The 25,168-nt window shown below is 60.6% G+C and carries 20 protein-coding genes; 8 read left to right on the top strand and 12 right to left on the bottom strand.

Translation table 11 applies throughout. From position 1 onward, the window contains the following. Positions 1–3: 3 nt before the first annotated feature. Complete coding sequence (locus ACV8MC_RS21505; protein WP_457263384.1) at positions 4–2,613, bottom strand: bifunctional diguanylate cyclase/phosphodiesterase; 2,610 nt, start codon at positions 2,611–2,613, stop codon at positions 4–6. A 220-nt stretch (positions 2,614–2,833) separates the two neighbouring features. Here ACV8MC_RS21505 and ACV8MC_RS21500 point away from each other — a divergent pair, with 220 nt between their 5' ends. Continuing rightward, positions 2,834–5,038, top strand: coding sequence for an OsmC domain/YcaO domain-containing protein (locus tag ACV8MC_RS21500; protein WP_095179702.1), 2,205 nt, complete (start codon positions 2,834–2,836; stop codon positions 5,036–5,038). Positions 5,039–5,537: 499 nt separating this feature from the next. Here the strand turns inward: ACV8MC_RS21500 and ACV8MC_RS21495 are convergent, their stop codons facing one another. From ACV8MC_RS21495 to ACV8MC_RS21485, 3 genes are all read right to left on the bottom strand, one after another. Next, the gene (locus ACV8MC_RS21495) at positions 5,538–6,053 is read right to left on the bottom strand and encodes a PaaI family thioesterase (RefSeq protein WP_056785119.1); all 516 of its coding nucleotides are present in this window, start codon (positions 6,051–6,053) and stop codon (positions 5,538–5,540) included. A gap of 8 nt (positions 6,054–6,061) precedes the next feature. Next, positions 6,062–7,219 (bottom strand): GGDEF domain-containing protein, encoded by a 1,158-nt coding sequence (locus tag ACV8MC_RS21490; protein ID WP_406228931.1) that lies wholly within the window; start codon positions 7,217–7,219, stop codon positions 6,062–6,064. Positions 7,220–7,324: 105 nt separating this feature from the next. Further along, entirely contained in the window at positions 7,325–7,573 is a 249-nt protein-coding gene (locus ACV8MC_RS21485) for a hypothetical protein (protein ID WP_041480432.1), read from the bottom strand. Between the two features lie 167 nt (positions 7,574–7,740). Here ACV8MC_RS21485 and ACV8MC_RS21480 point away from each other — a divergent pair, with 167 nt between their 5' ends. Together ACV8MC_RS21480 and ACV8MC_RS21475 are read left to right on the top strand one after the other, a co-directional pair. Then, positions 7,741–8,382: an ATPase gene (locus tag ACV8MC_RS21480; RefSeq protein ID WP_406229183.1), complete on the top strand. Its 642-nt coding sequence runs from the start codon at positions 7,741–7,743 to the stop codon at positions 8,380–8,382. Between the two features lie 88 nt (positions 8,383–8,470). After that, a complete protein-coding gene (locus ACV8MC_RS21475; RefSeq protein WP_252885876.1) occupies positions 8,471–8,812 on the top strand; it encodes a YajG family lipoprotein in 342 nt (113 codons plus the stop codon). 880 nt (positions 8,813–9,692) lie between these two features. On the opposite strand, the gene ACV8MC_RS21470 is transcribed toward ACV8MC_RS21475, so the two are convergent. From ACV8MC_RS21470 to ACV8MC_RS21455, 4 genes are all read right to left on the bottom strand, one after another. Continuing rightward, complete coding sequence (locus tag ACV8MC_RS21470) at positions 9,693–10,649, bottom strand: 2-hydroxyacid dehydrogenase (RefSeq protein ID WP_457263382.1); 957 nt, start codon at positions 10,647–10,649, stop codon at positions 9,693–9,695. Between the two features lie 31 nt (positions 10,650–10,680). Beyond that, positions 10,681–11,439: an SDR family oxidoreductase gene (locus tag ACV8MC_RS21465; RefSeq protein WP_457263381.1), complete on the bottom strand. Its 759-nt coding sequence runs from the start codon at positions 11,437–11,439 to the stop codon at positions 10,681–10,683. Between the two features lie 33 nt (positions 11,440–11,472). Continuing rightward, a complete protein-coding gene (locus ACV8MC_RS21460; protein WP_252887790.1) occupies positions 11,473–12,165 on the bottom strand; it encodes a fumarylacetoacetate hydrolase family protein in 693 nt (230 codons plus the stop codon). Between the two features lie 99 nt (positions 12,166–12,264). Then, a complete protein-coding gene (locus ACV8MC_RS21455) occupies positions 12,265–13,614 on the bottom strand; it encodes an MFS transporter (protein WP_457263379.1) in 1,350 nt (449 codons plus the stop codon). 541 nt (positions 13,615–14,155) lie between these two features. Here ACV8MC_RS21455 and ACV8MC_RS21450 point away from each other — a divergent pair. Further along, positions 14,156–15,088 (top strand): helix-turn-helix transcriptional regulator, encoded by a 933-nt coding sequence (locus tag ACV8MC_RS21450; protein ID WP_457263377.1) that lies wholly within the window; start codon positions 14,156–14,158, stop codon positions 15,086–15,088. An 8-nt stretch (positions 15,089–15,096) separates the two neighbouring features. Here the strand turns inward: ACV8MC_RS21450 and ACV8MC_RS21445 are convergent, their stop codons facing one another. From ACV8MC_RS21445 to ACV8MC_RS21430, 4 genes are all read right to left on the bottom strand, one after another. Continuing rightward, a complete protein-coding gene (locus ACV8MC_RS21445; RefSeq protein WP_457263376.1) occupies positions 15,097–16,290 on the bottom strand; it encodes a GAF domain-containing sensor histidine kinase in 1,194 nt (397 codons plus the stop codon). 126 nt (positions 16,291–16,416) lie between these two features. Next, the gene (locus ACV8MC_RS21440) at positions 16,417–18,585 is read right to left on the bottom strand and encodes a TonB-dependent siderophore receptor (protein WP_457263375.1); all 2,169 of its coding nucleotides are present in this window, start codon (positions 18,583–18,585) and stop codon (positions 16,417–16,419) included. Positions 18,586–18,853: 268 nt separating this feature from the next. Beyond that, a complete protein-coding gene (gene yghU, locus ACV8MC_RS21435; protein WP_457263374.1) occupies positions 18,854–19,693 on the bottom strand; it encodes a glutathione-dependent disulfide-bond oxidoreductase in 840 nt (279 codons plus the stop codon). Between the two features lie 229 nt (positions 19,694–19,922). After that, positions 19,923–20,426: a cupin gene (locus ACV8MC_RS21430; protein WP_256809870.1), complete on the bottom strand. Its 504-nt coding sequence runs from the start codon at positions 20,424–20,426 to the stop codon at positions 19,923–19,925. 180 nt (positions 20,427–20,606) lie between these two features. Between ACV8MC_RS21430 and ACV8MC_RS21425 the strand changes: the two genes are divergently transcribed. From ACV8MC_RS21425 to ACV8MC_RS21410, 4 genes are all read left to right on the top strand, one after another. Continuing rightward, positions 20,607–22,394 (top strand): thiamine pyrophosphate-requiring protein, encoded by a 1,788-nt coding sequence (locus ACV8MC_RS21425; protein ID WP_457263372.1) that lies wholly within the window; start codon positions 20,607–20,609, stop codon positions 22,392–22,394. A gap of 10 nt (positions 22,395–22,404) precedes the next feature. Further along, complete coding sequence (locus ACV8MC_RS21420) at positions 22,405–23,142, top strand: DUF72 domain-containing protein (RefSeq protein WP_457263371.1); 738 nt, start codon at positions 22,405–22,407, stop codon at positions 23,140–23,142. 74 nt (positions 23,143–23,216) lie between these two features. Further along, on the top strand, positions 23,217–24,104 hold the full coding sequence (locus tag ACV8MC_RS21415) for a Dyp-type peroxidase (protein WP_071172020.1): 888 nt from the start codon (positions 23,217–23,219) through the stop codon (positions 24,102–24,104). A gap of 9 nt (positions 24,105–24,113) precedes the next feature. After that, positions 24,114–25,079: a Gfo/Idh/MocA family protein gene (locus ACV8MC_RS21410; RefSeq protein WP_252869326.1), complete on the top strand. Its 966-nt coding sequence runs from the start codon at positions 24,114–24,116 to the stop codon at positions 25,077–25,079. The last annotated feature ends 89 nt before the right edge of the window (positions 25,080–25,168 follow it).

Here is a 25,168-nt window from a genome sequence, read left to right as displayed (position 1 = left end):
GATTCACGTTACCCGACCTTTTTTGCTCACCAGCGACAGGCGCGAAGCCCGTAGCAGATCAGCAAAAGCCGCCTTGTCGATCGGCCGACTCATGAAATAACCCTGCACCTCGTTGCATTGATCCTTGCCGAGAATCGCCAGTTGCTCCTCGGTCTCGACGCCTTCGGCGGTCACCGTCAGCCCCATGGCTTTGCCCAGACCGATGATCGCCTGCACCACGGCACGGTCGTTGGCGCCGCTGCTGATCGAGGCGATAAAGCGTTTGTCGATCTTGATCCCGTCGAATGGATAGGCGCGTAGGTAACCGAGCGACGAATAACCGGTGCCGAAGTCGTCCATGTTCAGACGCACGCCGAGCTCCTTTAGCTGATTCATGGTAGTCAGCGCGCCATCGGTGTCGTTGAGCATCACGTTCTCGGTGATCTCCAGCTCCAGACGGCTGGCCGGGAAACGCGTTTCCACCAGCACTTCACGAACATCCTCGACGACGTCGCTGAGAGCGAACTGCGCAGGCGAGAGGTTGACCGACAGCAGAATGTCATGGGGCCATTCCAGCGCGGTTTCGCAGGCTTCGCGCAACACCCAGCGGCCCAGCGGCACGATCAGGTCGGTCTGCTCGGCCAGCGGAATGAACACGTCCGGTCCGAGCAACCCTTGGGTCGGATGCTGCCAGCGCACCAGCGCTTCGACTGAAACGATGTGTTTGCCGTCGACCTTGTAGCGCGGCTGATAGTGCAGGACAAATTCGTTGTGCTTGAGCGCGTGGCGCAGGTCATCTTCCATTTGCCGGCGCGTCTGGATCTGGTCGCTCATGTGCGCTTCGAAATAGCACCAGGTGTTCTTGCCATCGGACTTGGCCTGATACAGCGCGATGTCGGCGTAGCGGATCAGATCGCTGGCGACGAAACCGTGCCGACGACTCAGGGCGATGCCGACACTGGCACCGATATGCAGTGGATGCTGTTCGTAGAGGATCGGCTGATGCAGGCTGCCGATCAGCCGTGTGCAGAATTTGTCGATCTCGTTATGGCTGTCCATGCCATTGAGCACCACGACGAATTCATCACCACCGAGGCGGGCGACGAGGTCGTGCTCGCGGGTGCATTCGCGCAGACGCGTGGCGACTTCCTGGAGTACCGCGTCACCGGCAGGATGGCCGAGGGAATCGTTGATCGGTTTGAAGTTGTCCAGATCGATCATCAGCAGCGACAGCGGTGGCGAGTGTTCTTTCAATATCAGCACTTCATCCAGATAACGCGCCAGTTTGTTGCGGTTGGGCAGACCGGTCAGGGCGTCATGCATCGACAGGTGCTGGATCTGCGCATGGGCGGCGACTTCGTCGGTGATGTCGCTGGCAGTGCCGCGATAGCCGACGACGATGTTCTTGTCGAAAATCGGCCGCGCCGAGAGCCGGCAGTGGCGCGGCTGCCCGGAGTGATCGCGATAAGTGCAGCGCAAGTCGCCAGCACTGTTTTCCTCGCTGAGTTTGCGCAGCCACAGCTCCAGTGGCGTGGTGTCGCAACTCAGTAATTCGCCGATGTCCTGGCCCAGCCACAGGGCTTGCGGGTAGCCGGTGACTTCGCTGAAGCGCGCCGACAGATAGGTCAGCGCCAACTGATCATCAACTTCCCAGATCCAGTCCGACGCCGCTTCGGCCACGGCGCGAAAGCGTTCTTCACTGGCTTCGAGGGCATGATTGGCTTTCTCGAGTGCCTGATTCGAGGCCTGCATGGCATGAATGCTGTTGTCGACGTATTGCGATGAGCGCAATGCATGGCGGAAAAAATAGGCGGTGAGCAGCATCAGCACCAGAAACGTCGCGCCGAGCGGCGGCACCAGCGTCCACAGCAATTGCTGACCGGGTCGCTGCAGGTCGGCGACCAGACTGTAGCCGGTGCTGTCGAGGGGCACGCTTGGATGACCTTTCTCAATGGTTTCATCCGGGACCAGGGTCAGGTTCGTCAGGCCATAACCGCTGCCGATTTTGCGCAGTTTGGTCGGGGTCAGCTTGTCGACGAACACCAGCACCGAGGTGTTTCTCAATTCATCCAGCGGGCGCTCGTCATTGGGAATGATCGCGGCAGCGGTGATCAGCGCCGGCCAGCCTTCGAACAATGAATAACTGCTGATCGGCTTGGTCAGATCAGGCTGACTCAGCACCTGCTCGACCAGCGCCGAGGCGGGCGCTTGCAGTACGCTGGATACGTCGGTTTCAACCATCTGCCCGCGAATCACCGCGTACTTGGTGCGATTGCGATCAAGGACGAACACGCCGTCGTAGCCGTCGCTGGTGAACAGGGTCTTGCCCATGTTCTGTTCGGTGTAGGCCCAGTTGACGTCGATCGGCCCGCTCAAGGCCTCATAGGCGCGGGTCCAGTAGGCATAACTGGTGATGTAGTTTTTCGACGCGGTGATGCGGTTTTCCACGGCGCGCACGGAATAGAACTGGTTCTGTTCCAGATCTTTCGCGTCAAGGGTATTGGCAATGCCAAGCAGGGTGCTGATCGCGGCAATAACGCCAGCGACGAACAGTGCGCCAACGGCGATGGCCAGGCGCCGGGTGACGGCGCGTTGCGGGGTGGGGATTGGCTGCGCAGGGAGAATAACGGCCATGTGCTCGTCCTTGATCCGGTGTCTTCTGAATCTAGAACAATGGCGAGCGCACAATGTTCAGATTGTTGTTATTGGTATCGCCTGGATTTTTTCAAAGTGTAGCGAATCCGTTGGAATTTCCAGCAGCGCCGGCCAGCGGCGAATCCCGAAAGGGCGAGACTTCCCGCACAAAAACCGGATAATGGCCGCCATTCGTTTAGCCGTATTCTGGTAATCCCGCATGGAAATCAAGGTCAACTTTCTCGACAACCTTCGACTTGAAGCCAAGTTCGACGACTTCACGGTGATCGCCGATCAGCCCATCCGCTACAAGGGCGACGGCTCGGCACCGGGGCCGTTCGACTACTTCCTGGCGTCGTCGGCCTTGTGCGCGGCTTACTTCGTGAAGCTGTACTGCGACACCCGCAATATTCCGACAGAGAACATTCGCCTGTCGCAGAACAACATCGTCGACCCGGAAAACCGCTACAACCAGATCTTCAAGATTCAGGTCGAATTGCCCGCCGACATCTCGGACAAGGATCGCCAGGGCATCCTCCGTTCCATCGACCGTTGCACCGTGAAGAAAGTGGTGCAGACCGGCCCCGAGTTCATCATCGAAGAAGTCGACAACCTCGACGCCGATGCCCAGGCCTTGTTGATGCCGCAGTCCGATTCCCAGGCGGGCACCTACATCGCCGGCAAGGACCTGCCGCTGGAACAGACCATTGCCAACATGTCGAAGATCCTCGCCGACCTCGGCATGAAGATCGAAATCGCCTCGTGGCGCAACATCGTGCCCAACGTCTGGTCGCTGCACATTCGCGATGCGCATTCGCCGATGTGCTTCACCAACGGCAAGGGCGCGACCAAGGAAGGCGCACTGGCGTCGGCGCTGGGCGAGTTCATCGAGCGCCTCAATTGCAACTTCTTCTATAACGACCAGTTCTGGGGCGAAGACATCGCCAACGCCGAATTCGTCCATTATCCGGACGAGAAGTGGTTCAAGCCGGGTTCGAAAGACGAATTGCCAAGCGAGATTCTCGACGACTACACCCTTGGCATTTACAACCGCGACGGCGAACTGCGCGGCTCGCACCTTTACGACACCAACTCCGGCAACACTCAGCGCGGTATCTGCTCGCTGCCGTTCGTGCGCCAGTCGGACGGTGAAGTGGTGTACTTCCCGTCGAACCTGATCGAAAACCTCTACCTGAGCAACGGCATGAGCGCCGGCAACACCTTGGCCGAAGCGCAGGTGCAGTGCCTGTCGGAAATTTTCGAGCGCGCGGTCAAACGCGAAATCCTCGAGGGCGAAATGGCCCTGCCGGATGTACCGCAAGAGGTACTGGAAAAATACCCGAGCATCCTCGCCGGCATCAAAGGCCTTGAAGAGCAGGGCTTCCCGGTGCTGGTCAAGGACGCCTCGCTGGGCGGTGAATTCCCGGTGATGTGCGTGACCCTGATGAATCCGCGCACCGGCGGCGTCTTCGCTTCCTTCGGCGCGCACCCGAGCCTGGAAGTCGCGCTGGAACGCAGCCTGACTGAACTGCTTCAGGGCCGCAGCTTTGAAGGACTCAACGACTTGCCGCAGCCGACTTTCTCCGGGCAGGCAGTGACCGAGCCGAACAACTTTGTCGAGCACTTCATCGATTCCAGCGGTGTGGTGTCGTGGCGCTTCTTCAGTGCCAAGCCAGATTTCGAATTCGTCGAGTGGGACTTTTCAGGCCAAGGCGAAAACTCCAACGCCGAAGAAGCCGCGACGCTGTTCGGCATCCTCGAAGACATGGGCAAGGAAGTCTACATGGCGGTCTACGAGCACATCGGCGCCAAGGCCTGCCGCATCCTCGTGCCGGATTACTCGGAGATCTACCCGATCGAAGACCTGATCTGGGACAACACCAACAAAGCCCTGCAATTCCGTGCCGACATCCTCAATCTGCACAACCTCAGCAAGGTTGGCCTGCGCAATCTGGTCCAAGGCCTGGAACGCAGCGAGCAGGATGACTACACCGATATCACCACGCTGATCGGCATTGAGTTCGATGACAACACGCCGTGGGGCAAGCTGACGATTCTGGAACTGCGCCTGCTGATCTACCTCGCACTGCAGAAGTTTGACGAGGCCAAGGATCTGGTTGAGGCGTTCCTGCAATACAACGACAACACCGTAGAGCGCGGCTTGTTCTATCAGGCAGTGAATGTGGTGCTGGAGATGGAGCTGGACGAGGATCTCGAGCTTGAGGATTACGAAGCCAATTTCCGCCGGATGTTTGGTGACGAGCGTATGGATGCGGCGATTGGGTCGGTGAATGGCAGTGTGCGTTTTTACGGTTTGACGCCAACGAGCATGAAGCTGGAAGGGCTGGATCGGCATTTGCGCTTGATCGAAAGCTATAAAAAGCTGCACGCGGCGCGGGCTGGTGTGGTGGCTTTGTCGCGTTGAAGAGCTGGCTCAGAACGTTTCGCTTTCGGCTTGAGTGTGGCTGCGTGGCTTGAACCGTAGCCCCTCACCCCAGCCCTCTCCCGAGGGAGAGGGAGCCGATTTTCAAGCTTTTTAGAATTTGTGTTCGACTCGGTTTCCCAGGTCGGCCTATTCCACCAGACACCTCGGTCAATCCCCTCTCCCTCTGGGAGAGGGGTAGGGTGAGGGTTTTTCAAGATTTGAGTTCGGCTCGGTTTCCCAGGTCGGCCTATTCCACCAGACACCTCGGTCAATCCCCTCTCCCTCTGGGAGAGGGGTAGGGTGAGGGTTTTTTCAAGATTTGAGTTCGGCTCGATTTCCCAGGTCGGCGTATTTCCACCAAGCACCTCGGTCAGTTCCCTCTCCCTCTGGGAGAGGGCTAGGGTGGGGGTTTTTTCAAGATTTGAGTTCGGCTCGGTTTCCCAGGTCGGCGTATCTGCACCAAGCACCTCGGTCAGTTCCCTCTCCCTTTGGGAGAGGGCTAGGGTGAGGGGCTTTGGCTTTTGCGGCCATGCGCTGCATCCGCCAACTGCCCCGTATCCACCCGCACAAACACCGAATCACCCACCGCCGTGAGCACTTCCCCGGCATACACCTCGCAAATCACCCGGGTCTTGCGCCCGACTTCACCTTCGACTCGCGCGCGCAAGAGCAGCGGCACGCCCATCGGTGTGGGTTTGATGAATTTGATCCCAAGGTTACCGGTGACGCAGTCGATGCGCGGCAGACTGCCGGCTTCGCGGTTTTCTGCGCGGTAGTGCCAGGCCATGGCGGTCCAGTTGGAGTGACAGTCGACGAGCATGGCAATCAGCCCGCCGTAAACCAGATCCGGCCAGCCGCAGTATTGAGCTTCGGGCAGATGCTCGGCGATGACGTGGTTGCCGTCCTCATCCCACCGACTTTTCACGTGCAGGCCTTGCGGATTGCGGCCGCCGCAGCCGTAACAAACGCCTTCGGGGGCGGCGAGGTCTTGCAGTGGGGTGTCGTGGCTGGACATGGCGGGTTTCATCCTGGAGTGGCGAGGCCGGACAGGCGCAAGCGGTTGCGTCCGCCGCGTTTGGACTCATAAAGCGCGGCGTCGCCAAGTTCGATCAGCGCCGCCAGACTGGCCGGCGGTGTGTCGAACAGGGTGGCGCCGATGCTCAAGGTCACCGAAGCGGACGTGGGATAGGTGTGCGACGCCAGGGCCAGAAACTGTTCGCGCAAGGCGTTGCCCAGTTCAAGGATAGCTTCCGCTGACGCGTTGTTGAGCAGCATCAGAAACTCATCGCCACCCAGCCGCGCCGTCAACGCATTGGCCGGAAGCTGGGCACGGATCATTTCGCTCAAGGCAATCAGCAAGCGGTCGCCGGCGATATGCCCATACTGATCGTTGACCAGTTTGAAGTTGTCGATATCGATCAACAGCAGCGCCCCTGGTTTTTGCGCGGATACGCCGGCCAGCAGGCGTGGCGTACGCTTTTCCAGGGCGCGGCGGTTGTAGAGGGCCGTGAGCGGATCGCGCTCGGCGAGGCGGGCGATCTGCTTTTCCCGGCGATAACGCTCGGTGCCGGTCATCGACAGGGCGATCAACATGATCGCCATCGCGCCTTCGACCAGCGAGATCTGAATGATCTCGCCGCGAAATGCCGCCAGATCGATCAGTGTGCCGGGGATCACCACGGTCAGGGCCTTGGCCACATAAAAGATGCCGTGGCCGAGCAGCACATAACGCAATTGCACCGCGCCAACGCTCAACGACTTGCCGTGCGGGCGCAGCAGCGAACTGGCCTTGAGCGTCGGGATCGCCACCAGCAGCGAGTTGGCCACCAGCATGGCCTTGGACCACAGCGGCCCGTCCGGCAACGTCAACATGATCAGCCAGGTTGCGAAAATCAGGTACCACGCCGGCGATAGTCGGGTCTGGGTGAAGCGCGCCACACCGAGCAGGAAAAAGAAATGCGCGGTCACCAGCAGGCCGTTGGCGAACCAGATGCCCAGCAGCAGAAAACCGCTGCTGCGCAGCAGCGCGAGGGTGGAACCGATGGTGATGGTGGCGAAACCGGCGCTCCAGAACAGTAGCGAAGGCTCACGGATGCTGCGCCACTCGACCGCCAGGTACAGCGCGGCAGCGGCTGCGAGGGCGATCGTGATGGTCAGCATCGTTGGCGGGTCGAGCGGCATTTCCGGGCAGGCCTGTCTGTATGGCAATAGGCCTGCGATTGTAAGCGTTTGGTCAGGTTTTTCGCAGGGGGCGTGTTGCCGGGCAGACCACTGGCGCTTCAGCGGTCACTCTTGCGGGCTTAGCCAGGTGTCTACCACGCGGCGATCGAGCTCTTCCCAATAGGCCATGCCCAGCACCCGCGTGGTGTTGAGCCCGCGCAGGTAACCGCGCAGTTGCTGGGCGGTATCGCGGATCAATTGCGCATCGCGGGTGGTTTTGTCCAGCAGGACGCTTTCGTATTGCACCAGGTATTCGGCTACTCGGTCGCGATATTCGGGCAGCACGGCGTCACGGATCAGATCAAACGTTCTCAAGGCGAGACCCTCATCATTTTTCTTGAATGTGCTCAGTGTGCATCAGTCTGCGCGACGCGCAACTATTGCTGGAAGTAATAGTGACCATCAAGAAACGCAAGTTCTGCTTTGCCGGCGATCGGCGGAAAATCGCCTCCATCGAAGACGCAGCTCAAGGAAATTGCGCGATGAACATTCTGACTCGACTGGCAATGATCGCCCTGCTGATGGGCGGGGTAGTTACCGCACCGGCTTACGCAGACGACTCCCGGTCGTGTCACCTGCAACCCATCGCCGCCAGCGCATCGGCCTTGCAGCACACGCAGACCGTGGGTGTGTTGTTGAGCGAAAACACCTTACAGAACCTGCAGTATCTGGAGCGTTACCACGACATGGCGCTCAACGGTGCGAAAGACGCACTGGATTCGCGAATCCGCGACGCCTTTGTCGGCAGTTCCGACCCGGAACTGGCCCTCGACTGGCTGATGAGTTCGCTGCAGCAACAGTTCGTCTCGGTGACCGTCTACGACAATCTGGATGCGCTGGTTCAGGCCCATCCGGACGTGGTGGTCAAGCTCGACACCTTTAACCGCTTGCTGACCCAGCGCAACAGTCTGGTCGAGGCGCGCTTCTCTGCACGGTTCTACGACGCCGACCTGCAATACATCGGCAAGGCCGAGGGAGCAATCGAGCAGGAGCTGCCTTCGGTCTGGGTGCATGACCGGGCGGCGCCGCAGATCGCGGCACAGATCAATCAGCAGCGTGATCTGCAACTCAATGCGCTGAAGCAATTCGATGTGTCGCTCAAGGCCCTGGTGGCGTCGAGCTGATTCTCCAAAAAATTGAATGGCAGCGGCGATCCCGTGAAGTCGAACCGTTGCCGGTTGAACCGAACCTTTATTTTCAGGATTTACCTCGATGCGTCCCTTATTCGTACCAGCCATGGCTTTCTTTTCTCTGATGCTCGCCGGTTGCGCTTCGGCGCCGAACGATCCGACCCTGACCTTGCAGACCAGCAAGACGCCGGCGCAGTACGCCGAGTGCGTGGTGCCGAAGTTGCAGGGCAGTGCGTTGAATCCGACGGTTTCGCAGAGTCAGCGCAGTTATCGGATTGTGGTGCCGAGCAAGGTGGCAGCGGACAACGTGCTGGAGGCGTACAAGGCGGGGAAGGGCGGCAAGGTGTTCATTTATGAGCGGCATTTGCTGGCGTCGAATTTGTTGCCTTCGAGTTTTGAGCGGGCGGCTCAGGAGTGCATTTGATCTGAGTGCTTGAATGGTTTTGACAGAGCTCCTTTGGTTGGCCGCAACCAACCAATTTTTTCGCCCCACACTGGTTTTCGGTTGTGGGGCTTTTTTTTGGACTTGGCGGCCTTTGGGCCGACCATGCTCTTCGGGTTTTGGGTGTATATCCGTTTCTGCGGGTGTGGCTGATTACGGTTCCGCTCTTACAGCGGGTCACTTTTTCAAACGCCGGAATGCCGGCCCAGCAAAAAGTAACCAAAAGGCTGCGCCCTGACGTTCGGCCCGCTCGCTGGGGCTCGGGGTTCCTTCGCTGCGGGATCGATCCGGGCGCAGCGGCTACGGTTTGCTTCGCTGCACCTCCTTCCGCTGTGTACGACTGCGTCGTACGGTCGCTGCGCTCCCACCCCCGGATCAATCCCTCCGCTCAGCCTGCCGACGGGCTCCAGATCAAGAGCCACTCGAGCTTGCGCTCATTGTATTGAGTGGTGAAAAGCGATGGGGTCTGCTTTTGCTTTTCTGTGGGAGCGAGCCTGCTCGCGAAGGCGGCCCGACAGCCGACCGTTTTCTCACTGAATGCATCCGATCAAAACTGTAGGAGTGAGCCTGCTCGCGATGGCTGTGTATCAGGCAACACGATGATGATTGGGGAGTGTTGTTTTGTCTTGCGATCCGGTTTCTCCAGGGACGGCCCTCACCCTAACCCTCTCCCAGAGGGAGAGGGGACTTGGTCGAGGTGTTTGTTGAAGATGCGCCGACCTGAGACTCTGCGTCGAGCTCGTTCTTGAATTCAACGAAGATCGGCTCCCTTTCCCCCTCGCCCCCTGGGGGGAGAGGGCTGGGGTGAGGGGGCTGGGTTTCACTGACTCAACGCAATCTGCAGCCTATCCCAAACAACCATTCACCCCGTCACACACCCAACCGGCACTTTCCCCGCAAACGTATCAACCAGACTCGCCACCACCATTTCCCCCATCCGCGTGCGAGTCTGCAATGTTGCGCTGGCCCGATGCGGTTGCAGCACCACCTGTTCATTACCAAACAACGCTTCCGGCACATTCGGTTCATCGACAAACACATCCAGCCCAGCCCCGGCAATCTCGCCAGCCGCAAGCGCGGCAACCAGATCCGCCTCATTCACCAGTTTGCCCCGGGCGACGTTGATCAGATAACCGTCCTTGCCCAGCGCTTGCAGCACTTGCGCGTCGATGATCGCTTCGCCCTTGTCCGCCGCGGCGGCGAGGATCAGGGCGTCGCTGTCGCGGGCGAGTTGTTTGAGGTCGGCTACGAAGGTGTGGGGGACGTCGCTCATCGGTTGCAGGTCGGTGTAGCTGATCGGGCAGCCGAAGGCGGCGGCGCGGGTGGCGATGGCGCGGCCGACGCGGCCCATGCCGACGATGCCGATGCGCATGCCGGAGACTTGTCGGGCCAAGGGCAGCGGGGCGAGTGGGGTCGGGCTTTGTGGCCATTGGCCGGAGCGCACGTAGCGGTCGCTGGTGCACAGGCCGCGACAGACCGAGATGAGCAGGCCGATGGCGAGGTCGGCGACGTCTTCGGTGAGGGCGCCGATGGTGGCGGTGACGCGAATGCCGCGATCGCGGGCGTAGGCGAGGTCAACGGCATCGGTGCCGACGCCGTTGACCGCGACGACTTCCAGGTTCGGCAGTTGCGCCATCAGCGCCTGGCTGATGCCGGTGTGGCCGCCGGTGATGACTCCACGGATGTTGGCGCCGTGTTCCTTTATGTAGGCGGGTTTGTCCGCTTGCTGGTAGTAGCGGCGTACGGTGAACAGTTCGTCCAGACGCGCGTTGATTGCCGGGATCAGGATCGGGCTCAGTTGCAGGATTTCTGGCTTCATGGCTACCTCGTTACGCAATAAAAAGGCCGGCTCAACCACGGCCGGCAAACGGCATGGCGCTGGCCATGACGGTCATGTTCAGGACGTTGGCCGACAGCGGCAGGCCGGCGATGTAGCACACTGCATCGGCGACGTGTTTGACGTCGACCATCGGCTCGACGGCGATGCTGCCGTTGGCCTGGCGTACGCCTTTGGTCATGCGCACCGACATTTCGGTCAGGGCATTGCCGATGTCGATCTGGCTGCAGGCGATGTTGAATTCGCGGCCATCCAGCGCCAGGGATTTGGTCAGGCCGAGCACGGCGTGTTTGCTCGCGGTGTAGGCGCTGCTGAACGGGCGCGGCGTGTGTGCGGAAATCGAGCCGTTGTTGATGATTCGTCCGCCCTGCGGCTGTTGTTTGCGCATCAGCCCAAACGCGCCGCGAGCGCAGAGAAAGACACCGTTGAGGTTGGTGTCGATCACGTTGCGCCACTGCTCGAAGGTCAGCTCGTCCAGCGGCACGGCGGGGGCGTTGACCCCGGCGTTGTTGAAGACCACATCGAGGCGGCCGTAGACCTCGGCAATGGTCGCGAACAGCACGTCGACACTGGCCGGATCACGCACGTCGGTGGGCACCGCCAAGGCTTGATGACCCTGGCTCTGCGCCAGTTCGACCAGCGTTTGCAAGGGCTCGGGCCGGCGACCGGCGAGCACGAGGGTGAAGCCGTCGGCCATCAGGCCCAGCGCCACGGCGCGGCCGATGCCACTGCCGGCGCCGGTCACCAGCGCGACTTTCAAAGAGGTCGTCATATTGTTGTTCTCCTTTTTTCTTAATCCGCAGGATCAGGGCCGTGGGCCGACGCGCATTTCCAGGTGGCCGATGCCGTCGATGCCGGCGCTGATCACGTCGCCCGGTTGCAGGCTGTCAACGCCAGCGGGGCTGCCGGTCATGATCAGGTCGCCGGCGCGCAGGGTCACGGATTGCGAGATGCGCGCGATCACTTCGCTGACCGACCAGATCTGGCTGTCGAGGTTGTCGCGCTGGCGTTCTTCGCCGTTGACGTTCAGCCACAACTCACCCTCGGGATGGCCGCAGCGGCTCACCGGGACCACGGCGGTCATCGGCGCGGCGCCGTCGAACACCTTGGCGCCTTCCCACGGCAAGCCGTTGCTCTTGGCTGCGCGTTGAACATCGCGGCGGGTCAGGTCGAGGCCGGCAGCGTAGCCCCAGACGTAGGCCAGAGCCTGATCTTCAGGGATATGGGCGCCGCCTTCACCGATGGCCACGACCAGTTCGATTTCGTGAACGAAGTCCTCGCACACTGAGGGGAAGGCGACGTCGCCGACGGCATCGACCACGCAACTTGCCGGTTTCATGAAAAACACTGGAGGCTGGCGCGACTGGCCTTGAGAGTCCGGCCACGGGTAGTTACGGCCGACACAGAACACCCGGCCAACGGGGAAGCGCTGCTCGGTGCCGAGGACCGGCAAGGTCACGGGCAGATCCGGGGTAAAGACGTATTCGGTCATGTTCATCCTGCGGGTCATCCTGTTTGAAAGGGCAGCGTACGGCGGCTGGCGTCGGTGAAGTTGGACGAAAGCCGCCTGCGTTTGGACAAATCCGGGCTTTTCGCCTCAGCGCACCTTCAGCTCGATGCGGTACAGACGTCCGAGCAACAACGAATAGGAGAGGGTGCCGATCAGCGCCACGCCGCCAATAAACCAGAAGGCATAGGCGAAGGTGCCGGTGGCGTGAACGATGGCGCCGATCACGATCGGTGTGACAATGCCGCCGATATTCGCCGCCAGGCTGGTAATGCCGCCGGTGAGACCGATCAGCTCTTTCGGCGCCACTTCCGACACCGCCGCCCACGACGAGGACGCGATGCCCTGGGCGAAGAAGGCGATGGTCAGCACGGCGATGCAGATCAGGTTGGAATCGGTGAAATTCACCAGCACGATCGACATGCCCAGCATCGAGCCAACCACCAGCGGCAACTTGCGCGCAAACGACATCGAGTAGCCGCGACGGATCAGCAGGTCGGAAACGATGCCGGCCAGCAGAATTCCCACCGTCGCGCCCACGAACGGCAGCACGGCGAAGATCCCGGCCTTGAGCATGGTCAGTTTGCGTTCTTCGATCAGGTAGGTCGGGAACCAGGTGAGGAAGAAGTACAGCGCCGAGGTGCTGGCGAATTTGCCGATGCAGATCGCCCAGATCTGCCGGTAGCTGAACAGCTCGGCGATCTGCCGCCAGTTGAAACGCGTGCGTTCCTGGCTGCTCTTGACCAGGCCGCCGCCGGTTTCGATGTACTTCAATTCTTCCTGGCTGACCTTCTTGCAGTTCAGCGGATCGCGATACAGGTACAGCCACAGCACACCGAAGACGATGCCGAGTGCGCCGGTGCTGTAGAACACGTGGCGCCAGTCAAAAGTGGTCGCCAGCCACAGCAGCGCGCCGGTGAACAGCGCCGTGCCGAGGTACTGACCGCACACGTAAATGCTGCTGGCCATCCCGCGTTCCCGCGCCGGGAACCACACCGTCACGGCGCGGCTGTTGGCCGGAAAAGCCGGGGCTTCCATGGCGCCGACCGCCAGGCGCAGGCCGAACAGCGAGGCAAATCCCGTGGCGAAACCTTGGCAAACGGTGACGGTCGACCAACTGATCAGCGATACGCCGTAGGTGAAGCGCGAGCCAAACCGATCAGCGATGAAGCCGGCCGGCACCAGTGCCAGCGCATAGGTCCAGGCGAAGGCGGAAAAGATCAGGCCCATTTCGATCTTGTCCAGGCCCAGGTCCTTGGCCATGAACGGCGCGGCAATCGAAATGTTCACCCGGTCGATGTAATTGATGATCGTCGCAATCAGCAGCAACGACAGCATGAACCAGCGCCGCCGGGTAGGCAGACGCTGCGCCGAAACGGCATCGCGTGCGCCGGCTATCACCGGCGGCACCGTGGCACTGGAAGAATGGGAGTTGGACATGCGGAGACCTCGTTATTGTTAGAAGAGTCGAGATTTTTCGAGCAGCCGATGCCGTTGCCCGCAAGGTGTGGGGCAAGGCAATCGAACGGGTTGCAGCGCGGCTTTCAGACGTTCAGGAACGTCTTTGTGCAATTGACTTCAAGGGGAGGTCGGGCGGGGCGGCGAGGGGAAATAGCAGGATCATGACGTGCGCACCTTTGATTGTTTTTGAAAGAGGTTGGGCTGCGTTGGTCATTACAGTGGTCGTACAACGGTTCAAAATCAACCGATGGGTTAGAACGTTTTCTCTTCAAAAAAGTGGATTTGGCGAACGTGTCCAAAAGGACAAATACAAATTGTCTTGAGAATAAAGATCAGGTTTAAATCCCAAATGTCTGAAGAATAACGACTATCTGTATTTTTATAGTGGTGCGGTTTTTGGACAGATTCATCGCGAGGCTTCTTTCAAAAAAGACAACGTCATCGTATGACTCGTTGCCGCCCACCGCACAACCCTGCAAGATGACGGGCGCCACCTCACTGCCCGGAGGACCTCCCGCCCATGTCTTCACCCAGCCGTATCCCGACCTACGTCATGCAGCAACGCAGCGAATTGACCGATTTCTACATTCGCGACAAAAAGGGTCGGCGCGCCGAAACCGCGCCTCACCGGCATGAGTATTTTCAAATCCAGATCAACCTCGGTGGCGACACCGTGCAGCACATCGGCAGCGTGCAACGGCCGTTCCCGCGCAACACTCTGGCGTTCATCCTGCCGCACCGCGTGCATGTGATTCCGCATCCCGCAGACAGCAATTTCATCGTCATCAATTTTTCCCAGACGTTCCTCTTGCCGCATCTACAGTGCGACCCGATGGATCTGGAAGAGGTGTCAATCCTGCTCGCGCCTGAACTGTCGCCGTTCCGCTTTCAGGAGCATCTGGATTTCATTTTGGGCGATGAGGATTTCGCTCAGGTCTGCGGCCTGATCGAGCAGATGCGCAGCCTTGATGAGAACCGTCAGTTCGGCACGCGGGAAATGCTCAAGGGCTTGTTGCTGCAGATGATTGGCAGCGTATGTTTTCTTTACGCCGAGCCGCTCAAGCGCCTGGCGGAAGAGAATGCCGCCGAGAACAGCCGTCGCGACGCCTTGAGCCGAATGTTCGAGTACTTGCGGAAGAACATCGCCGATCCTGATCTCAACCTGATCAAAGTCGCCGCTGCGACCTATCTGTCACCGACTTACCTGACGCACTGGCTGCGCAAGGAGATCGGCAAGACCTTCACCGAGCTGGTGCTGGAGCGGCGCATGCACGCGGCGCGCAATTTCCTCCTCAACAGCACGCGCTCGGTGGGCGAGGTCGCGCGGCTGTGTGGATTTGCTGATGAGGCCTATTTCTCTCGACGTTTTCGCCAGATTCATGGCCAGCCACCGGGGCAGTTTCGTCGCCGCCAGCTCAACCCGGAAACGCCGCAGACTCCCCTGAATACTTAGAGCGGCGCTCAGACCCACTTGAAGCGGGCAGGGAAGCGCGCCACGAAACAGGTGCCTGCCTCGCTGTCGGACGTCACGGTCAAGGTGCCGTTGTGCGCATTGGCAATTTGCCCGGCAATGTACAAGCCCAGACCCAGCCCTTCGTTGCGCTGACCGGCTTCGGAACGTGAGAACGGTTCAAACAGCAGCGGCATCAGCGCGGGTGGAATCGGCGCGCCCTGGTTGGTCAGCGAAATCACCATCTCATCGCCCTCGGCAAACGCCTTGAGCACGATCGGTTCGGCCGTAGAACCGTGGGTCACCGCGTTGCCCAGCAGATTCGACAACAACTGGCTGATGCGCAACGGGTCGCAATAGACCCCGGTCGGTACCTCAAGCGAATCAATGAACTTCGCCTGCGGGTACGCCACCTGGATTTCTTCAAGGGTCTGGCGCAGCGTCTGCTGCAAGTCATCGACAAGTTTGCGCTGCACCGGGATGCCACTGCCGAGCCGACCCCGGGCGAAGTCGAGGATGTTTTCGATCAGCACGCCCATGCGCACCGAGCTGGTGCGAATCGCCGACAGTAGCGTGCGCGAGCGCTTGTCTTCGGCTTTGCTTTGCAGCAGATCGGCGCTCATGCGAATGGCGCTGAGCGGCGTACGCAAGTCATGGCCCAGCACCGCGATGAATTGCTCGCGCAGACGGCCCATTTCGTTGGCATCAGCCAGCGCGGTTTTGGTCGCGTGCAAATGGCCTTGGGTATCCAGGCTCATCGCAATCAGCTGGGCGAAGAGGGTGAGGGTCTTTTCGATGGCCGGGTCGTCGAGGTTCGCCGGAACCGAATCAATGGCGCAGAGTGTGCCGAAAAACTCGCCATCGGCCTTGATGATCGGAATCGAAATGTAGCTTTCCAGACCATAGGTTTTCGGCGTGTGGTGCGTGGAGAAAACCGGGTGCTGGCTGGCATGGCCGAAGATCACCGGCTGATGGTGCTGACGGATCTCATGACAAATCGTCGATTCCAGTACCAGTTCGCCGCCGGGCAACAGGCCGAAGTCTATCGAGTCATCCACGGCGCAAGCGATCCACTTGCTCTCGGTGACCCGCGCTACGGCGGCGAAGCGCATGCCGGTGATGTGCTTGACCATACTCAGGATCACCGGCACAGCGTCAATGCTGCCGATGGCTTGGAGGTCGGAAGAGAAATCTGTCTGGGGCATGGCCGGCGCTTCGCGAAAGTGTCGCCAGAGACTATCGGTAATTGCCGGCCATGCCTAATGAACCTGCAAAAAGGGCGCCGGGAAAACTCCCGACGCCCTGTGCGGTGCTTGCTGAGCGCTATCGCCTCAGAACTTGTACTTGGCCGTCATCATGTAGCTGCGCGGGGTGCCGTAGTTGTCGGTCGAGCCCCAAGTCACGTCAGTACCGATCGAGGAATAGTACTTGCGGTCAAAGATGTTGTTGGCGTTGACCTGCAGGTCGAGGTGCTTGTTGACCTCGTAACCGGCCATCAGGTCGGTGACCGCGTAGCCGGCCTGTTCGAGGCGATAGCTGCCGCCATTGGCCAGAGCGATGTCGTTGTACATGCGGCTCTGCCAGTAGACGTTGCCGCCCACGCGCAGTTTTTCCAGCGGGCCTTTGAAGCGGTACACGGTGGACACCTTGAACAGGTGCTCCGGCATGTCGGTGTCGAATTTCTGGTTATTGTTGGCCGGGTTTTCGTCCTTGATGTAGTGGGCGCGGGTGTAGGTGTAGCCGGCGCCGACTTGCCATTGCTCGGTCAGCGCACCTTGCAGTTCCATGTCCACGCCTTGGGCGCGAACCTTGCCGGAGGTTTCGTAGCAGGTCAGTTCCGGGCAGCCGAGCTGGGTCGCCGCCTGGGTGGCGCGGTTGGTCTGGTCCATCTGGAACACCGCCACGCTGCCGTTCAGCGCACCGTCGAAATATTCGCCTTTGATACCGACTTCGTAGTTTTCACCGACGATCGGCTCGAGCACTTTGCCGCCGAGATCTTTCTGGGTTTGCGGGGTAAAGATGTCGGTGTAGCTGGCGTAGACCGAATGATGGTCATCGAGTTTGTAGATCAGGCCGGCGTAACGGGTCAGGTTGCGCGTGACCTTGAAGTCACCGTCGGCACTGCGATCGTCGTAGTCATACCAGTCCAGGCGGCTGCCGAGGATCAACGTCAGCGGGTCGGCCAGGCTCAAGCGCGTGGTCAGGTAAACCGCGTCCTGGGTGGTGACGTTGCGCGACTTGCCGCTACGGACGAAGTCAGGTTTTGGCGCGGCGATCGGCAGGCCGGTGTCGTAAGGCGAGTATTCCTTGGTGGTGGCGTCGTACACGCGGTTGCTGGCGCCGACCACCAGTTCGTGGGTACGGCCGAACGCTTCGAACGGGCCGCTGGCGAAACCATCGAAGGCGCGTTGCTTGTCGGTGTGGTGCGATTGGTAGGCGGTGGTTTCCAGCGGGCCGTCGTAGCGCGACAGGTACGTGCCGGAGAATTCGCCCTCGGTTGTCGAAGTCGAGCCGCCGAGGTGCAGTTTCCAGTCATTGGCGAAACGGTGTTCGACTTCACCGAACACGGTGTCGACCTGCAGCTTGCGGTTTTCCCAGTCGGTGCCCGGGTAAGTGGAGCGGGGCAGATCGAGGTGGTGGCCGTTTTCGCCGATCGGCAGGCCGCCCCAGAAATAGTTGGTCTGATCGTTCTGCCGGGAAAAACCGAGGGTCGCCGTGGTGCTGTCGCTAAGGTCGGCTTCACCGATGGCGTAGAACAGGCCGTGATCGTTTTCTTCCTTGTCGCGGAAACTGTCCGCGCCCTGATACGACGTCACTACCCGGCCACGCAGGGTGCCGCTGTCGTTCAGCGGGCTGGAGGCATCGACTTCACCACGGTAGTCATCCCAGCTGCCGGCGGCGCCAGTGAGGGTCACGCGCTGATCGGCGGTTGGACGCTTGCGCACCATGTTGATCGCCGCCGACGGGTTGCCGGCACCGGTGACCAGGCCGGTCGCGCCACGAACGATTTCCACCCGGTCGAACATCGCCAGGTTCGGTTGCACCGCCAGGGTGTACGGCGAATACGAGCTGGGCAGGCCGTCGTACATGATGTTGTCGATGTCGAAACCGCGCGCCTTGTAAGTCTGCCGGCCCGGGCCGCTGGCCTCGCTGAGGAACAGCCCCGGCGTACCGCGCACCACGTCGTTGACGCTGGTCATGTTCTGGTCGTCCATGCGCTGACGAGTGATTACCGTCACCGCCTGCGGCGTTTCGCGCATGGTCAGCGACAGCTTGGTGGCGGTCTGCATCGGGCCGGTGGTGTAGGACTGCGTGTCTTCGGTGGTGCTGCTCATCTGCGTAGCGCCGATTTCGGTCGCTTGCAGTTCCAGCGGGCCATTGGCTGGCGCAGTGGCTGCGGTTTCTTCAGCCAAGGCAGGAGCGATGCTGGCCATGCCGATGGCGAGTGCGAGGAGGTTAGGTGAAAGGTTCGAGCGGCGGTGAATGGTGTGAAACGACATCTATCTGCTTCCCCAAGATTTACCCAAACGAAACTAATGCGAGTGAATGTAAGAATTATTCGCATTAGTATGTCGGAAGTTTCCGGGGGAATAAACCCGTACGAGTCAGTTAGTTAATGATTTTTTCACAATTGGGTTTGATGGCTTCCGCTAACAAATGTGGGAGCGGGCCTGCTCGCGAAGGCGGTGTGTCACTCAACAGATGCGTTGTCTGATACGACGCTTTCGCGAGCAGGCTCGCTCCCACAGGGGTATGCGGTTTTTGCTATCAGTCCAGATCCTTCGCCTCATGCCGCTCCGGCACCTGACTGTCTTCATCACCCCAGGTACGGTTCACCCGTTGCCCGCGTACAACCGCTGGCCGCTTGGCGATTTCTTCCGCCCAGCGCTGCACATGGGTGTACTCGTGCGCGGCGAGAAATTCCGCCGCCGAGTAAACGTTGTTGCGCACCAGTTGCCCGTACCAGGGCCACACGGCGATGTCGGCGATGGTGTAATCGTCGCCGGCCAGATAGGTGTTGTCGGCGAGACGGCGGTTGAGCACATCCAGCTGCCGTTTGGCTTCCATGGTGAAGCGGTTGATCGGGTATTCGAGCTTCTCTGGCGCATACGCGTAGAAGTGCCCGAAGCCGCCGCCCAGATACGGCGCCGAGCCCATTTGCCAGAACAGCCAGTTGAGGGTTTCGGTACGACCGGCCGGATCCTTGGGCAGCAAGGCGCCGAACTTTTCCGCGAGATACAGCAGGATCGAGCCGGACTCGAACACCCGGATCGGCGGCTCGACGCTGCGGTCCAGCAGCGCCGGGATTTTCGAATTCGGGTTGACCTCGACAAAGCCGCTGGAGAACTGATCGCCTTCGCCAATGCGGATCAGCCACGCGTCGTATTCGGCCTCGCTGTGGCCGAGTGCGAGCAGCTCTTCGAGCATGATGGTGACTTTGACACCGTTGGGCGTGGCCAGCGAATACAGCTGCAACGGGTGCTTGCCGACCGGCAGCTCTTTGTCATGGGTCGGCCCGGCGATCGGCCGGTTGATGCTGGCGAAGTGGCCGCCGGACGGGGCTTCGTGTTTCCAGACCTTGGGCGGAACGTAAGACGCATTGCTCATGAAACGGACCTCGTCGATGCTGGGAGAGAACAGGTAGACACCGTAGGGAAAATTTCCGGCGGGTGCCAGCGGTGAGTGCGGTTATTCATATTGAATGATGTAAACCGATCTGCCGCCTTCGCGAGCAGGCTCGCTCCCACAGGGTATGTATTGGACAGAGAAACAGGGTTCACCCGTATTCATTGTGGGAGCGAGCCTGCTCGCGAAAGCGTCGGCAGGGTCGCCGCGCCTAATGGCTCCAATACCGCCCAACCGCACCCTCGACTCCCTGCACCGGATCTGTCTCAGGAAACGCCAGCCCCGCAATCCGCGCCAACTGCGCATCACTCGGCGCGGCCCGGCAAATGTCCGCCTGCTGCCCCGGCGGATAAGCACCCACCACCAGAAAATCCTCACTCGATCCCAGATTGCAGTGCCCGGTTCCGGCCGGCAGCAACAGCACATCCCCGGCGCTGACGTCGACGACTTGGCCGTCAGGCCCGCCCAACATCAACCGTGCCTGACCGGCCGCCACGCCAAGTACTTCGTGGCCTTCAGTGTGGTAGTGGTGATAGTCATAAATGCCGTAGCGCCACTGCGCCGGCCAGCCATTGGCGCCGAAGGTCTGCTCGAAGCGCGCCGCCGGATCGTCGCCTTCAACGGCAATCGCGCTGCGGTAGATCAGCACTGGCAGACGCGGATTGTTCGGCACCCAGTCATTGCGTTGCAGCAGCAGGGTTTGTACTTCAGTCATGGCCCATCCTCCTTCGATCATTTCTCAATCGACCACAGAGCAGGGCGCACGCCTCAAAAAATCATTGCCGCGCAAACACGGCGCCGAAGTTGATGCCCGGAAAATCCAGCGAAACTTCATCGCGCAGCGGGCTGTCCAGACCCTTACATGTCCATGCAGCGGTAAATGGCGAGGGTCAAGATGACGATGACAGTTGGTGATTTTCTGGTTGAGCGGCTCAGCGAATGGGGCGTCACACGAATTTTTGGTTATCCGGGGGATGGCATCAATGGCGTGTTCGGCGCCATGAGCCGGGCCAAAGGCAAGATCGAATTCGTTCAGGCACGGCACGAGGAAATGGCTGCGTTCATGGCCTCGGCCCACGCCAAGTTCACCGGCGAGCTGGGCGTGTGCATCGCCACCTCGGGTCCCGGCGCTTCGCACCTGATCACCGGGCTCTACGATGCCCGGATGGACCATATGCCGGTGCTGGCCATCGTCGGTCAGCAGGCGCGTACGGCGCTGGGCAGCCACTACCAGCAGGAGCTGGATCTGGTGTCGATGTTCAAAGACGTCGCCGGGGCTTTTGTGCAGCAGGCTTCGGCGCCTTCGCAAGTGCGCCATTTGCTTGATCGTGCGGTGCGCACTGCGGTCGGCGAGCGCCGCGTCACCGCGCTGATTCTGCCCAATGACTTGCAGGACCTGCCTTACGAACAACCGGCGCGCGCCCATGGCACCGCGCATTCCGGCGTCGGCTTCAGCAAGCCGAAAGTCGTTCCTTATGCAGCCGATCTGCAACGCGCCGCCGAGGTACTGAATAGCGGCGAGAAAGTCGCGATTCTGGTCGGTGCCGGTGCGCTGGAGGCGACCGATCTGGTCATCGCCGTGGCGGAAAAGCTTGGCGCGGGCGTCGCCAAGGCGCTGTTGGGCAAAGCAGCGTTGCCAGATGATTTGCAGTGGGTCACCGGCAGCATCGGCCTGCTCGGTACCGAGCCCAGCTACAAGCTGATGAGCGAGTGCGACACCTTGCTGATGATCGGCTCGGGCTTCCCGTATTCCGAGTTTCTGCCCAAGGAAGGCCAGGCGCGCGGGGTTCAAATCGATCTGCAGCCGGACATGCTCAGCCTGCGTTATCCGATGGAGGTCAATCTGGTCGGTGATTCAGCGGAAACCCTTGCCGCGTTGCTGCCCTTGCTGGAACAGAAAACCTCGAACAAATGGCGCAAGAAGATCGAAGGCTGGCGCAGCAGCTGGGAGAAAACCCTGGAAAAACGCGCCATGGCCAAAGCCGATCCGGTCAACCCGCAACGAGTGGTCTACGAGTTGTCACCGCGCTTGCCCGAGCAGGCAATTATCACCAGCGACTCCGGCTCCTGCGCCAACTGGTTCGCCCGTGACCTGAAAATCCGTCGCGGCATGAAATGCTCGTTGTCCGGTGGCCTGGCCTCGATGGGCGCGGCGGTGCCCTATGCGATCGCGGCGAAATTTGCTTACCCGGAACGCCCGGTCATTGCCCTGGTCGGCGATGGCGCGATGCAGATGAACAACATGGCCGAGCTGATCACTGTCGCCAAATACTGGCGGCAATGGCAGAACCCGAAATGGATCTGCGCGGTGTTCAACAACGAGGATCTCAACCAGGTCACCTGGGAGCAGCGGGTGATGGAGGGCGATCCGAAGTTCGAAGCGTCGCAGAGCATTCCCGATGTGCCGTATCACCTGTTCGCGATCTCCATTGGCCTCAAGGGCATTTTCGTTGATCGTGAAGAAGAGGTCGCCGCTGCGTGGGAACAGGCACTCGCCTCGGAAGTGCCCGTGCTGATCGAGTTCAAGACCGACCCGAACGTGCCGCCACTGCCGCCGCACATCAAGCTTGAGCAAGCGAAGAAATTCGCCACGACCCTGCTCAAGGGCGATCCGGATGAAGCCGGGGTGATTGTGCAGACCGCCAAGCAGGTGTTGGGCGCCGTGTTGCCCGGGCAGAAATGACGGTGTGCGCTTGAACGAGTCAACCATCTACATCGGTTGCGCCGGCTGGAGTCTCGCTCGCGAGCACTGGCCGGCATTCCCCGCCGAAGGCACGCACCTGCAACGCTACGCCGCGCGCTTCAACTGTGTGGAAATCAACAGCTCGTTCTACCGCCCGCATCGCCGTCAGACCTACGAGCGCTGGGCCGACTCGGTAGCGCCGGACTTTCGCTTCGCCGTGAAAGTGCCGAAGCTCATCACCCATGAACAGCGGCTGGCGGACAGCGCGGCCGCGCTCGATGAGTTTCTCGGAAAGTGCCAGGGCTTGGGTGATCGACTCGGCTGCCTGCTGGTGCAACTGCCACCGAAACTTGCTTTCGATGCTCCGGTGGCCGAGGCGTTTTTTCGTGCCCTGCGCGAGCGGTACAAAGGCAGTGTGGTGCTTGAGCCACGACACGAATCGTGGACTGAGGCAGAGGCAATGCTGGTGGATTTGCAGATTGCCCAGGCAGTGGTCGATCCCTCGCGGATCAGCAGCGACACCGCGCCGGGTGGATGGCAAGGCCTGCAGTATTGGCGCCTGCACGGCTCGCCACGGATTTATCACAGCGCTTATGAAGCGGCTTATCTGCAACAGCTCGCTCAGAACCTGCGGCGCGCGAAGGCCGACGGCAGAGACATCTGGTGCATCTTCGACAACACCGCCAGCGGTGCCGCCACCGCCGATGCGCTGGCATTGAGGGCGTTGATCGAAGGCGGTGAACGCTGAACGACGACGCTCTCGTTACCCACACAAACGATCCGGCTACAGGTAAACTCCGCGCACTTTTTCAAGGAGTTCACATGAGTTACTACCAGCCGGGCATTCTCGCTACCCCTGTTCCTGCGCAAGCACGTCATCTGTTTTTCGCCCTGGCGTCGGTTGAAGCCTTGCCGCAGGCGATCGACAGCCTGCTGATGCTGGTGGATGGCAAGTCGGCGGTGGTTGGCTTTGGTGAGTCGTTGACCAAGGCGCTGAATGTCGAAATCGCTGGCCTGCGCAGCTTCCCGGCGCTGACCGGCGTTGGCGTGAATAACCCGTCGACCCAGCATGCCCTGTGGATCTGGCTGCACGGTGTTGACCGTGGTGAGCTGCTCAACCGCTGCAACGCTATCGAAGCCGCGCTGGCCCCGGCCTTGCGTCTGGTCGAGATGCAGGAAGCCTTCCGCCACATGGACGGCCACGACCTCACCGGTTACGAAGACGGCACGGAAAACCCCCACGATGACGCCGCTGTCGCCGCCGCACTGCTAAGCAGTGGTGCTGATGGACTGGTCGGTGGCAGCTTCGCCGCGATCCAGCAATGGCAGCACGACCTCAAGGGCTTTCATCGCCTGTCTGCCGGTGCCAAGGACGACATCATGGGGCGTCGCTTGAGCGATAACGAAGAAATCGACGACGCGCCGATCTCCGCCCACGTGAAACGCACCGCGCAGGAAAGCTTTGCGCCGGAAGCGTTCGTCGTGCGCCGTTCGATGCCGTGGATCGAAGGCGATCGTGCCGGTTTGATGTTCCTCGCCTTCGGCTTTTCGCTGGATGCCTTCGAAGCACAGCTGCGCCGTATGAGCGGTCTGGAGGACGGTATTGCCGATGGCTTGTATCAGATCAGCCGACCAATCACCGGCGGCTACTACTGGTGCCCGCCGCTCAAGGACGGACGCCTTGATCTGCGCGCGTTGCGCATCGGCTGAGGACTGAAGATGAACGTGGTGCGCTGGGGCATGATCGGTTGCGGTAGCGTCGCTGAACGCAAGAGCGGGCCGGCCTTCTACAAGGCGCCCGGTTCGGCGCTGATTGCGGTAATGGGCCGTCGCCTCGAAGCGGTGACCGACTACGCTGCGCGCCACGGCATTAGTCGCGTCTACACCGATGTCGATGCGCTGATCAACGATCCCGAGGTGGACGCGGTGTACATCGCCACGCCGCCCGACAGCCACCATGCCTACAGCCTGAAAGTCGCCGCCGCCGGCAAGCATTGCTGCGTGGAAAAGCCCATGGCACTCAACGCCGGGCAAAGCCGCGAGATGCAGCAAGCGTTTGCCGCTGCCGGTCTGCACTTGTTCGTCTCATATTACCGCCGCTCGCTGCCGCGCTTTGCCCAGGTGCGGCATTGGCTGGAGGAGGGGCGCATCGGCGATGTCCGGCATATGAGCTGGACGCTGACCAAAGCGCCGTCGCCGGCTGATCTTGAGGGTCGCGATAATTGGCGCACCGACCCGGCGGTGGCTGGCGGCGGCTACTTTGCCGACCTGGCCAGCCATGGCCTGGACCTGTTCCAGTATCTGCTTGGCGACATCGTTGAAGTCGCCGGTTTCACTGCGCGTCAGGCAGGTTTGTACGCGGCTGAAGATGCGGTCAGCGCCACTTGGCGATTCGCCTCCGGGGCGTTGGGCATGGGCTGCTGGAACTTTGTTGCGGACCGCCGTGAAGATCGCGTCGAGATTATCGGCAGCAAAGGGCGGATCGGGTTTTCGGTGTTTGATGAACATCCGGTGCAGCTGTTTGCCGACGAGCAGATCAGCCTGGAAATTGCCCACCATGAGCATATCCAGTGGCATCACGTGCTGGGGATGAATGCGCATATTCGTGGTGATTCACAGCATCCCGCCGTGGCCGAGCAAGCCGTCAAGACCGACTGGGTCATGGACCGGATCCTCAAACGCTGAATAGCTCACGATCCCCTGTGGGAGCGAGCCTGCTCGCGAAAGAATCCTGTCAGTCAGTATTTTGGTGACTGACACACCGCCTTCGCGAG

Source organism: Pseudomonas sp. PK-RTE-24 (assembly GCF_054052265.1).
This window is presented reverse-complemented; position numbering and strand designations above follow the sequence as displayed.

Coding starts and splice junctions, on each gene's coding strand:
- ACV8MC_RS21475 (WP_252885876.1), top strand. CDS start 8,471: ATGCGTCCCTTATTCGTACCAGCCATGGCTTTCTTTTCTCTGATGCTC.
- ACV8MC_RS21505 (WP_457263384.1), bottom strand. CDS start 2,613: ATGGCCGTTATTCTCCCTGCGCAGCCAATCCCCACCCCGCAACGCGCC.
- ACV8MC_RS21490 (WP_406228931.1), bottom strand. CDS start 7,219: ATGCCGCTCGACCCGCCAACGATGCTGACCATCACGATCGCCCTCGCA.
- ACV8MC_RS21495 (WP_056785119.1), bottom strand. CDS start 6,053: ATGTCCAGCCACGACACCCCACTGCAAGACCTCGCCGCCCCCGAAGGC.
- yghU (WP_457263374.1), bottom strand. CDS start 19,693: ATGAGCAATGCGTCTTACGTTCCGCCCAAGGTCTGGAAACACGAAGCC.
- ACV8MC_RS21415 (WP_071172020.1), top strand. CDS start 23,217: ATGAGTTACTACCAGCCGGGCATTCTCGCTACCCCTGTTCCTGCGCAA.
- ACV8MC_RS21460 (WP_252887790.1), bottom strand. CDS start 12,165: ATGAACATGACCGAATACGTCTTTACCCCGGATCTGCCCGTGACCTTG.
- ACV8MC_RS21410 (WP_252869326.1), top strand. CDS start 24,114: ATGAACGTGGTGCGCTGGGGCATGATCGGTTGCGGTAGCGTCGCTGAA.
- ACV8MC_RS21440 (WP_457263375.1), bottom strand. CDS start 18,585: ATGTCGTTTCACACCATTCACCGCCGCTCGAACCTTTCACCTAACCTC.
- ACV8MC_RS21470 (WP_457263382.1), bottom strand. CDS start 10,649: ATGAAGCCAGAAATCCTGCAACTGAGCCCGATCCTGATCCCGGCAATC.
- ACV8MC_RS21500 (WP_095179702.1), top strand. CDS start 2,834: ATGGAAATCAAGGTCAACTTTCTCGACAACCTTCGACTTGAAGCCAAG.
- ACV8MC_RS21480 (WP_406229183.1), top strand. CDS start 7,741: ATGAACATTCTGACTCGACTGGCAATGATCGCCCTGCTGATGGGCGGG.
- ACV8MC_RS21455 (WP_457263379.1), bottom strand. CDS start 13,614: ATGTCCAACTCCCATTCTTCCAGTGCCACGGTGCCGCCGGTGATAGCC.
- ACV8MC_RS21425 (WP_457263372.1), top strand. CDS start 20,607: ATGACGATGACAGTTGGTGATTTTCTGGTTGAGCGGCTCAGCGAATGG.
- ACV8MC_RS21445 (WP_457263376.1), bottom strand. CDS start 16,290: ATGCCCCAGACAGATTTCTCTTCCGACCTCCAAGCCATCGGCAGCATT.
- ACV8MC_RS21430 (WP_256809870.1), bottom strand. CDS start 20,426: ATGACTGAAGTACAAACCCTGCTGCTGCAACGCAATGACTGGGTGCCG.
- ACV8MC_RS21465 (WP_457263381.1), bottom strand. CDS start 11,439: ATGACGACCTCTTTGAAAGTCGCGCTGGTGACCGGCGCCGGCAGTGGC.
- ACV8MC_RS21450 (WP_457263377.1), top strand. CDS start 14,156: ATGTCTTCACCCAGCCGTATCCCGACCTACGTCATGCAGCAACGCAGC.